This is a genomic window from Burkholderia sp. 3C (assembly GCF_054589155.1).
Genome location: NZ_BAAILN010000092.1, coordinates 12,202 through 21,359 on the forward strand (window position 1 = coordinate 12,202; position 9,158 = coordinate 21,359).

Sequence of the window (9,158 nt, forward strand, 5' to 3'; positions counted from 1 at the left end):
CCAGGCCGGGGTGGGGCGCGTGAAAACGAAGAGGGAATCGACAGTACGAAGGACGGAAAAAGTGGCGGACCGCGTTGCACGGCCGCAGGTTCGGCGTGGGTGCCGGCGTTTTGCGACGCCCGCACCCGCGCCCCGTGAACGCCTTATGCGTGCGCCGCCGCCGCGCGCCGCGTGGCGAGCCGATCCCACAGCAGGCTCGCGCGGTTGCCGCTGCGGCAGTACGCGAACACCGGCTTCGGCAGCGTGTCGACCAGCGCGGCGAACGCATCGAGTTCCGGCTCGCCGATGCCGCTGGCCGACGCGATCGGCAGATAGCGTGCCTCGAGGCCGAGCGCGCGGGCGCTGGCGGCGATCGTCTCGAAGGCCGGCTGATCGGCGCTTTCGCCATCGGGCCGGTTGCACAGGATCGAGCGGAAGCCCGCGTCGCGGATCGCCTTCAGGTCGGCCGGCGCGATCTGGCGCGACGCCGTGAAGCCGCTGGCCTCGGCGGCGCGGCATTGCTCGATCGCCTGCCGGAAGCAGGCGACGGCGAAATCGATATCCTGTTCGGTCGTGAAGCGCCCGAGGCTCAGGCGCACCGTGCGGCCCGCCGCGCCGGCATCGAGGCCGATCGCGCTCAACACGTGCGACGGCGTGCCGGCCGCCGAATTGCAGGCCGAGGTGGACGACACCGCGAGCGACTCGCCGAGCATGAACGGCAGGAAGCCCGGCACGTCGACGCGCAGGCTCAAGGTGTGCGGAATGCGCGCGGCCGCTTCGGCGTTCTGCACCACGTTGCCGAGTGCCCGCATGGCCGTGCTCAGGCGCGCGTTGAGCGCCGCGATACGGGCGATTTCGGCTTGCAGCTCGCTGGCCGCCAGCTCGCAGGCCACGCCCATGCCGACGATCTGATGGGTGGCCAGCGTGCCCGAGCGCAGGCCCTGCTCGTGGCCGCCGCCGTGCATCTGCGGCGCGATACGGGCCGCGATCTCGTGGCGCACGTACAGCGCGCCGATGCCCTTCGGGCCATATACCTTGTGCGCCGACATCGACAGCAGGTCGATGCCGAGCGCCCGCACGTCGATCGGCGTCTTGCCGAGCGCCTGCGCGGCGTCGACATGCAGCAGCGCGCCGGCCGCGTGCACCACGCGCGCGATCGCGCCGATGTCGGTCAGCGTGCCGATCTCGTTGTTGACCAGCATCAGCGACACCAGGCCGGTGTCGGGACCGATGGCGGCCGCCACGGCATCGGCCGTGATCGCGCCGGTGGCGTCGGGCGCCACGTGGCTCACCGCCAGGCCCTGCCTGGCCAGATGCGCCATCGTATCGAGCACGGCCTTGTGTTCGAGGCGGCTCGTGACGAGGTGGCGCCGGTCGGTCGCCCGTTCGGCATAGCCCTTCAGCGCGAGATTGTTCGATTCGGTCGCGCCCGAGGTCCAGACGATCTCGTCGGGCTGTGCGCCGATCAGCGCGGCCACTTGCCGGCGGGCCTGTTCGACGCGCACACGCGCCGCGCTGCCGGCCGCATGCGAGCTGGACGCCGGGTTGCCGAACACGCCGTCGAGGCCGAGGCAATCGGCCATCGCGGCGATCACGCGAGGGTCGGCCGGCGTGGTGGCGGCGTAGTCGAGGTAATGCAAGGTGTTCATGTCTGGCCTTCTGCCCCTTTCTGAGTGGAAGAAATGATACGTGGGGCAGCCCGGAAAAAATCTCCAAACTTTGTTCTGAAATCACCGATCCGGGGAATAAATTTCTCCGCCGTGGCGGCGCGCGGCATTGGTGGCGGCGGCGGCAGCGGAGGCGCGACGGCGGGAGCTGGCCGCCGTTGCGCGGTGACGGGGGCGCGCCGTCACTCCGTCACTCCGTCGTGCCGTCAGGCGGTCGCGCCCATGTCCGCGCCACGCATCGACTGCTCGATGCGTGGTGTACGGCACTTCAGTGCGCGGCGCTCGCCGTGGCGACCCACTGCTCGAACTGCGCCTTGTTGCCGTCGAGCCAATCGGTCGCGAGCTTGCGGATCAGCGTTTGCGAACCGCCGTTGCGGCTGATCGCGTATTCCCAGCCGGACCACGTCGACGACGGGAACTTGATCTGCTCGATCAGCACGCGCACCGCCGGGTTCGCGGCGATGAACGCGCGGTTCGCCACCGAGGTCCAGTTCCACGAGGCCATCGCCATCCGGCACGGGTCGGCGTTGCCGGCGCAGCCCTGCACGCCGTTGACGAGCGGCGAGCCGGTGTTGCTCACGTTCGGCGGCAGCGCGGCCTCGGGCGTCGGCAGCCACACCACGTCCTTGCCCGGCACCAGCGCGTTGACCGTCCACGACGGGCTCCAGGCGTAGAAGAACGCCGGCTTGCCCTGGCGCACGCGCGCCACGGTATCCACCATCAGCGCCTCGTACTTGCCGCGCACGGCCCGCACGGTGTTCTGCAGCCCGAAACGATTCAACTGGTAATCGACCACGTCGCCGCAGCTCCAGCCCGGGTCGCAACTGATCAACTGCGCGCGGCCGTCGTTGCCGAACAGGGCGGCCAGCTTCGGGTCCTTCAACTGCGCGAGGTTGGTGATCTTGTAGGCGTCGGCCGTCTTCTTGTCGATCAGATAGCCGTTGATGCCGCCGCCGATGATCATGCCGGTGCCCACCACCTGCGCGTCCTTCTCGACCGAGCGGAACGCCAGCTCGCGCTGCGGGAAGTTCACGTCGGTCGCCAGATCCTCGTCACCCTGCGCCGCCGCCTGGAAGAACAGCGTCGTGTTCATGGTGGTCAGCTTCACGTCGTAGCCGAGCTGTTTGATGCCCTGCATGACGATCTGGGTGGCGACGTAGTTGCCGCCGAAACTGTCGCCCTGCGCGTAATGCACGGTCTTGCCCTTGCCGGGCAAGGTTTGCGCCCCGGCGGGCAGGCCCGCCATCATCATCACCGCGAGCGCTGCCGCGCCGCATGCTGCCGCCAACGTCTTCATCAAGCCACTCCTGCATGGGTAGGATCGTCGTCCGGCGTTGCCGCCGGATGGCCCGGGCACGGGGTGCCGGGCCGGTTGGTTTTACTTCGAAACGTCGCAATGCCACGGCGTGCGGCGCGGCGCGCTTACAGCGCCTGCCGGCTGTCGCTGTCCTGCGGCAGCGGGTGGCCCGGATGGGAAGGCGGGGAGGCCGGGGCCGTGCCGCCGGCGCCGCTTCGGGCGGCGCGCTCGCCGCGCACGAAGCGGCCCAGCACGGTGCGCCAGCCGCTGCCGCCCGAGGGGCGGGCGCGCGCCAGCTTCTGCGTGATGCGGTCGAGCATCATCGCGAGCAGCACGATGGCGATGCCGCCGATCGCGGCCTGCCCGACGTCGAGCCGGCCGAGCCCTTGCAGCACCACCAGCCCGAGCCCTTCCGCGCCGATCATCGAGATCACCACCGACATCACCATCGCGGTCAGCACCGTCTGGTTCAGGCCGCCGAGGATGGTCGGCACCGCGAGCGGCAACTGCACCTCCCACAGCAGTTGCCGGCGGTCCGCGCCGAACGCGAGGCCGGCTTCCACCAGTTCGTGATCGACCATCCGGATGCCCAGATGCGTGAAGCGGATCAGCGGCGGCATCGCGGCCACCACCACGGCCACCTCGCCCGGCACGGTGCCGACGCCGAACAGCATCACCACCGGCACCAGATAGACGAAGGTGGGCGTGGTCTGCATCACGTCGAGCAGCGGCTGCACGATGCGCCAGACGCGCTCGCTGCGGGCGCAGGCGATGCCGACCGGAATCCCGATCGCGGCGCAGAACACGATCGCCGTGACGATCAGCGCCAGCGTGGTCATCGCGTCGGCCCACACGCCGAGCGCGGCGATCGCCACCAGCCCGGCCAGCGTGAATACGCCGATCGCCTTGCCGGCCGCGCGCCACGCCACCAGCGCGGCGAGCACGACGAACACCGGGAACGGCAGCGCGTGCAGCGCATCGACGTTCGCCTCCAGCAGCTTCTGGATCGGCCACTTGATCACGGAAAACAGCGGGCGCAGATGCAACGCGACCCATTGCACGAAGGTCTGGATCCAGTCCGCGACGGGGAACACCGCCAGGTCGTCGGCTTTAAGCATGATGGACTCCGTTGGCGCTTTGCGCGCCGATGCGGGCGAGCACGCGGGCCGCCTCCAGTTGGCCGACCAGGCGGCCGGCTTCGTCGGTCACGCCGATCGTGCCGTGGTTGCCGAAATGCGGCGCGGCGTCGATCAGGCGCGCCGAGGCGGGTACGCAGGCGATGCCGCGTTCGAGCGGCGGCAGTGCGCCGCCGTCGCGCAGCGCGGCCAGTTGCGCGGCGTCGCGGCGGGCCAGCGTGCCGAGCAGGCGCGTGTCGGCGTCCACCACGAACGCCGGGCCGGCCGCGCCGTCGCCGAGCACGCGCCAGCCGTCGCGTTGCACCAGCGTGTCGAGCGCGGTCATCGACGCCTCCGCGCAGAACAACCTGGCGCGATCCACCTCGCGCGTGAAGCCGGCCACGTAATCGCTGCCCGGCTCCGTCACGATCGATTGCGGCGTGCCTTCGCGCACCAGCCGCCCCTCCGACATGATGGCGATGCGCGTGCCGAGCTTCAGCGCTTCCTGGAAGTCGTGCGTGATGAACAGGATGGTCTTGTTCAGCGTGCGTTGCAGGCGCAGCAATTCGTCCTGCATCTCGGCGCGGATCAGCGGATCGAGCGCGCTGAACGCCTCGTCCATGATCAGCACGTCGGCGTCGGTGGCGAGCGCGCGGGCCAGGCCGACGCGCTGGCGCATGCCGCCGCTCAGTTCGTGCGGCATCTTCTCGGCCCAGCGCCCGAGGCCCACCACCTCCAGCACCTGCGAGGCGCGCTTGCGGCGCGCCTCGGCCGACATGCCGCGCAGCTTCAGGCCGAACTCGACGTTTTCGATCACGCGGCGGTTCGGCAGCAGCGCGAAATGCTGGAACACCATCGAGATGCGCTTGCGGCGCACCTCGCGCAGCGCGCGCTCGTCGAGCGTGCACAGATCCTCGCCGTCGAGCAGGATGCGCCCGGCGCTCGGCTCGTTGAGGCGGTTTACGCAGCGCGCCAGCGTGGATTTGCCGGAGCCGGACAGGCCCATGATCATGTACATCGCGCCGGCGGGCACGCTCAGCGACACGTCGTCGAGGCCGACGGCCTGGCCGGTGTCGCGCAGCACGTCGGCCTTGGTCGCGCCCTGGCGCAGCATGCCGAGCGCGCGCTCGGGGCGGTCGGTGAACACCTTGTACAGGTTTTCGATTGTCAGGCGTGGGGTCATGCTCGGAACTCCTTCGACGGTTCGCCGGCGCCGGGCAGCGCGCGCAGCGGCGAGAATGCGGTCGGCACCAGGATGCGGTTTTCCGCGTGTTCGATCCACTCCGACAGGCGCGGCACGAACGCCTGCCAGCGCGCGTCGTCGGCGAGGCGCTGGCGGCGCGCGCGGCGATCCTCCAGATCGGCGTAGCCCCACCAGTGCACCACCTGGCTCAGTACGCCGATCTCTGTGGTGAAATAGCCGAGCAGGTTGCCGAGCACCGGCTGTTGCAGCGGCAAGGCCTCGTCGCGCACCAGCGCCAGGAAGCGCGCCATGCCGCCGTTGCGGATCTTGTAGATGCGTTCCTCGACGATCATCGTTCGTCCTCCTGCACATCCGTCGAAACATCCGACGAAACATCGAGCGTGGCGTCGAGCAGGAAGCGGCGCATCAGCGCGGCCACTGCATCGGGCGCTTCGTTGAGGATCGAATGGCGCAGGCCGGGCAGGATCGCCAGTTGCGAACGGGCGATCCGCTCGTGCATGTAGCGCGCCATGCGCGGGTTCGAGCCGAGGTCGTCCTCGCCGGTGGCGATCAGCGTGGGCACCGCGATCTGGTCGATCAGGCCGCCGAAATCGGTCTGCGCGAGCAGCCGGTAGGCGGCCGCGTAGCAGGCCGGATCGTTCTCGGCGTTGCGTCGGCGCAGCTCCGCCACCAACTGCGGGTGCGCGGCCTGGAACGGTTCGGTCAGCCAGCGCGACAGCGACGCGTCGTAGTGCGCGCCGCGCTCGCCGGCCTGCAGCGCGGCCAGCCGCGCCAGCACGCGGGTGCGTTCGTCATCGGTGCGGCCGGCCACGGTGGACAGCAGCACGAGCCGGTTCAGGCGCGCCGGCTCGGTCAGCGCAAGACGCTGCGCGACCAGCCCGCCGAGCGAGAAGCCCGCCAGGTCGAAGCGCGCGAAGCCGGCATGATCGGCCAGCGCGATCACGTCGCCGACGAACTCGTCGATCTCGTAGCGGCCCGGCACGCGCGTCGAGCCGCCGTGGCCGCGCAGGTCGAAACTCAGCACGCGAAAGCCGCTGCCGAGCGCGTCGATGGTGGCCTGCCACGCGTCGAGATACGAACCGACGCCGTGCACGCAGATCAGCGCGCGCGGGCCGTCGCCTTGCAGCCGGTAGTGGAGCGCCACGTCGCCGCGCACGAAGTGCGCGTCGATGGCCGAGGGCGGGGCGGCGGGAAGGGCGTCACGCATCGCTCAGGCCCCCGCCGCGGTGGTGCTCAGGGCCGCGCCGGCGGCCGGCTCGCGCGCCGTGAAATGCGGCATCACCTCGTCGATGAACAGGCGCAGCGTTTTCATCTGGAGTGCGAACGGCAGGTTGAACGACAGGCCCAGGCAGAATTGATCGACGCCTTCATCTTCGTAGATCTTCAGCTTGCGGATCACTTCGTCGGGCGTGCCGAACATCAGGTTGTCGCGCACCGCCTGCGGATCGTAGTTGGCGCGGTTCGACACGGTTTCGTACGGCACCGCTTCCGGAAAGCCGTTGCGCACCGTGCCGATATTCTGCATCAGGTTCTCGAAGTAGCGGCCGTAGTCCACGCTGTGGCGCACCGCCGTTTCCCAATCTTCCTGGCGGTCGTACACGCAGGTGCGGCGCTGCATCATGAAGCGCGGGCGCGGATGCTCGGGATGGTCGGCCACCGCCTTGCGGAATTTCTCGCCGAGCACCGACACCTCCGAGGCCGGCGCGGACAGCGGCGTCGACAGGATGTTCGCGCCGATCCCCACCGCCCAGTCGAAGCTCGCCGGATCGCGCGTGGCGACCCAGATCGGCGGATGCGGCTGTTGCAGCGGCTTCGGCACCGAGGTGGCGAGCGGGAATTTCCAGTAATGGCCGTCGTGCTCGTAATCGCCTTGCCACAAGCTGCGCACGGCCGGCACCAGTTCCTTCATGTAGGCCACGCCTTCCTGCTGCGGCATGCCGCCGGCCATCCGGTCGAACTCGTACTGGTACGCGCCGCGCGCGATGCCGAATTCGAGCCGGCCGTTGGTCAGGTGGTCGCACATGGCGGCTTCGCCGGCCAGCCGGATCGGCGACCAGTACGGCGCGACCAGGGTCGCGGTGCCGAGCCGGATCCGTTCGGTGTGCTGCGCAAGCCAGGTCAGGATCGTGAACGGGTTCGGCGAGATCGTGCACTCGATGGTGTGATGCTCGGCGGTCCACAGCGTTTCGAAGCCGCCGGCGTCGGCCACGCGCGCCAGCGCGAGCAGTTGCGCGCGGGCGTCGGACATCGAATCGTCGGGAGAAAAGCGCTCCATGCTGAGCGATACGGCGAATTTCATGCTTGCCTCAAATCGGAAGAAGGTTGCGCGTTCAACGCAGACGAATCACGAACGGGTCGTGCATCGCGCCGGAGTAATCGAGAACCACGTTCTTCACGCGCGAGAACTCGCGCATCACCTCGAAGCCGCCGCGCCGGCCGTAGCCGCTGTGCTTGAGGCCGCCGTTCGACGACATGTAGGCCGCCGAGCGATAGGTGTTGATCCACACCGTGCCGGCGTCGATGTCGCGCGCGAAGCGCATCGCGCGATCGATGTCGCGGGTCCAGATGCCGGAGGCGAGGCCGTAGTCGGAGTCGTTGGCCAGCCCGATCAGTTCTTCCTCGGTCGAGAACGGCACCACGCCCACCACCGGCCCGAAGATTTCCTCGCGCATGAAGCGCATCTGGTTGGTGGCGTTCGTGAGCACGGTCGGCTCGAAATACCAGCCGTCGGCCAGTTCGGCGGCGGCCGGCGTGCGCCCGCCTGCCGCCACCTTCGCGCCTTCCTCGATGCCGGAGGCCACGTAGCGCTGCACCTTGTCGAGTTGCGAGGCCAGCGCGAGCGGGCCGATATCGGTGTCGTCGTGCATCGGGTGGCCGACCCGCACGCGGCGGGTGCGCTCGACCAGCGCCTCCACGAACTGGTCGTGGATCGACGCCTCGACGAAGCAGCGCGAGCCGGCCACGCAGGTCTGGCCCGCCGCCGCGAAGATGCCCGACACCACGCCGTTGACGGCGCGCTCGATATCCACATCGCCGAACACCACGTGCGGCGATTTCCCGCCCAGTTCCATCTGGCACGGCACCAGGTTCTGCGCGGCGTTGCCTGCGATCTTGCGGCCGGTGACGGTGCTGCCGGTGAACACGTACTTGGCGATGCCGGGGTGGCGCGTCAGCGCATCGCCCGTGCGCACGCCGTCGCCCGTCACCACGTTGAACACGCCCGGCGGAATGCCGGCCTCGATCGCCAGTTCGGCCAGCGCCAGCGTGGAGGCGGTGGCGTGCTCGGACGGCTTGGCGACGATCGTGTTGCCGATCGCGAGACACGGCGCGAGCGTGCCGGTCAGCATCATCAGCGGCGAATTCCACGGGATGATCATGCCGACCACGCCGATCGGCTCGCGCAGGTTGAAGTTCAGCGTGTCGAGCTTGTTGACCGGAATCGTGTCGCCCTGCAGCTTGTCGGCCATGCCGGCGAAATACAGGTAGGAATCCGGAATGGCGCGCATCTGCACGCGCATTTCCTTGAGCAGCTTGCCGTTGTCGCGGCACTCGATCATCGCCAGTTCGTCGGCGTGCTCGAGCACCAGCTCGCCGAGCCGGCGCACCAGCTTGCCGCGCTCGGTCTGGGTCATGCGGCGCCAGCTCGGGTGCTTCAGCGCGGCCCGCGACGAGCGCACCGCGGCGTCCACGTCGGCTTCGTTCGATTGGGCGAACTCGTACCACGGGCGGGCCGTGGTCGGATCGAAGCTCGGGGCGTATTCACCGCTGGCCGGCTCGACGAAGCGTCCGTCGATGAAGTTGCCGATGCGCCGGCCTTGCAGGGTGTCGATGGTGGTATTCATGAAGTGTTCCGGAGTCCTGTCGGTTCGTCACTGCGGCGCGCGCGCCGCCCACGG

General features: G+C 69.4%; 8 protein-coding genes. All 8 read right to left on the reverse strand.

The window, feature by feature from the left end; all coding sequences use genetic code 11:
• Positions 1–143: 143 nt before the first annotated feature.
• Positions 144–1,628: an aminotransferase class V-fold PLP-dependent enzyme gene (locus ACYP33_RS16300; RefSeq protein ID WP_459622828.1), complete on the reverse strand. Its 1,485-nt coding sequence runs from the start codon at positions 1,626–1,628 to the stop codon at positions 144–146.
• A gap of 286 nt (positions 1,629–1,914) precedes the next feature.
• Entirely contained in the window at positions 1,915–2,943 is a 1,029-nt protein-coding gene (gene proX / locus ACYP33_RS16305; protein WP_414449439.1) for a glycine betaine/L-proline ABC transporter substrate-binding protein ProX, read from the reverse strand.
• Positions 2,944–3,068: 125 nt separating this feature from the next.
• Positions 3,069–4,061, reverse strand: a complete 993-nt coding sequence (locus tag ACYP33_RS16310) for an ABC transporter permease (protein ID WP_459622829.1) — start codon at positions 4,059–4,061, stop codon at positions 3,069–3,071.
• Positions 4,054–5,241: a quaternary amine ABC transporter ATP-binding protein gene (locus tag ACYP33_RS16315; RefSeq protein ID WP_414445138.1), complete on the reverse strand. Its 1,188-nt coding sequence runs from the start codon at positions 5,239–5,241 to the stop codon at positions 4,054–4,056. Before ACYP33_RS16315 ends, ACYP33_RS16310 begins: the two co-directional genes overlap by 8 nt.
• The gene (locus tag ACYP33_RS16320) at positions 5,238–5,594 is read right to left on the reverse strand and encodes an NIPSNAP family protein (RefSeq protein ID WP_459622830.1); all 357 of its coding nucleotides are present in this window, start codon (positions 5,592–5,594) and stop codon (positions 5,238–5,240) included. The genes ACYP33_RS16315 and ACYP33_RS16320 overlap by 4 nt, the downstream gene beginning before the upstream one ends.
• Positions 5,591–6,469: an alpha/beta fold hydrolase gene (locus tag ACYP33_RS16325; RefSeq protein ID WP_459622831.1), complete on the reverse strand. Its 879-nt coding sequence runs from the start codon at positions 6,467–6,469 to the stop codon at positions 5,591–5,593. The genes ACYP33_RS16320 and ACYP33_RS16325 overlap by 4 nt, the downstream gene beginning before the upstream one ends.
• Positions 6,470–6,472: 3 nt before the next feature.
• Positions 6,473–7,561, reverse strand: a complete 1,089-nt coding sequence (locus ACYP33_RS16330) for an LLM class flavin-dependent oxidoreductase (protein WP_414445141.1) — start codon at positions 7,559–7,561, stop codon at positions 6,473–6,475.
• 31 nt (positions 7,562–7,592) lie between these two features.
• Positions 7,593–9,104, reverse strand: coding sequence for an aldehyde dehydrogenase (locus ACYP33_RS16335; protein ID WP_459622832.1), 1,512 nt, complete (start codon positions 9,102–9,104; stop codon positions 7,593–7,595).
• Positions 9,105–9,158: the final 54 nt, after the last annotated feature.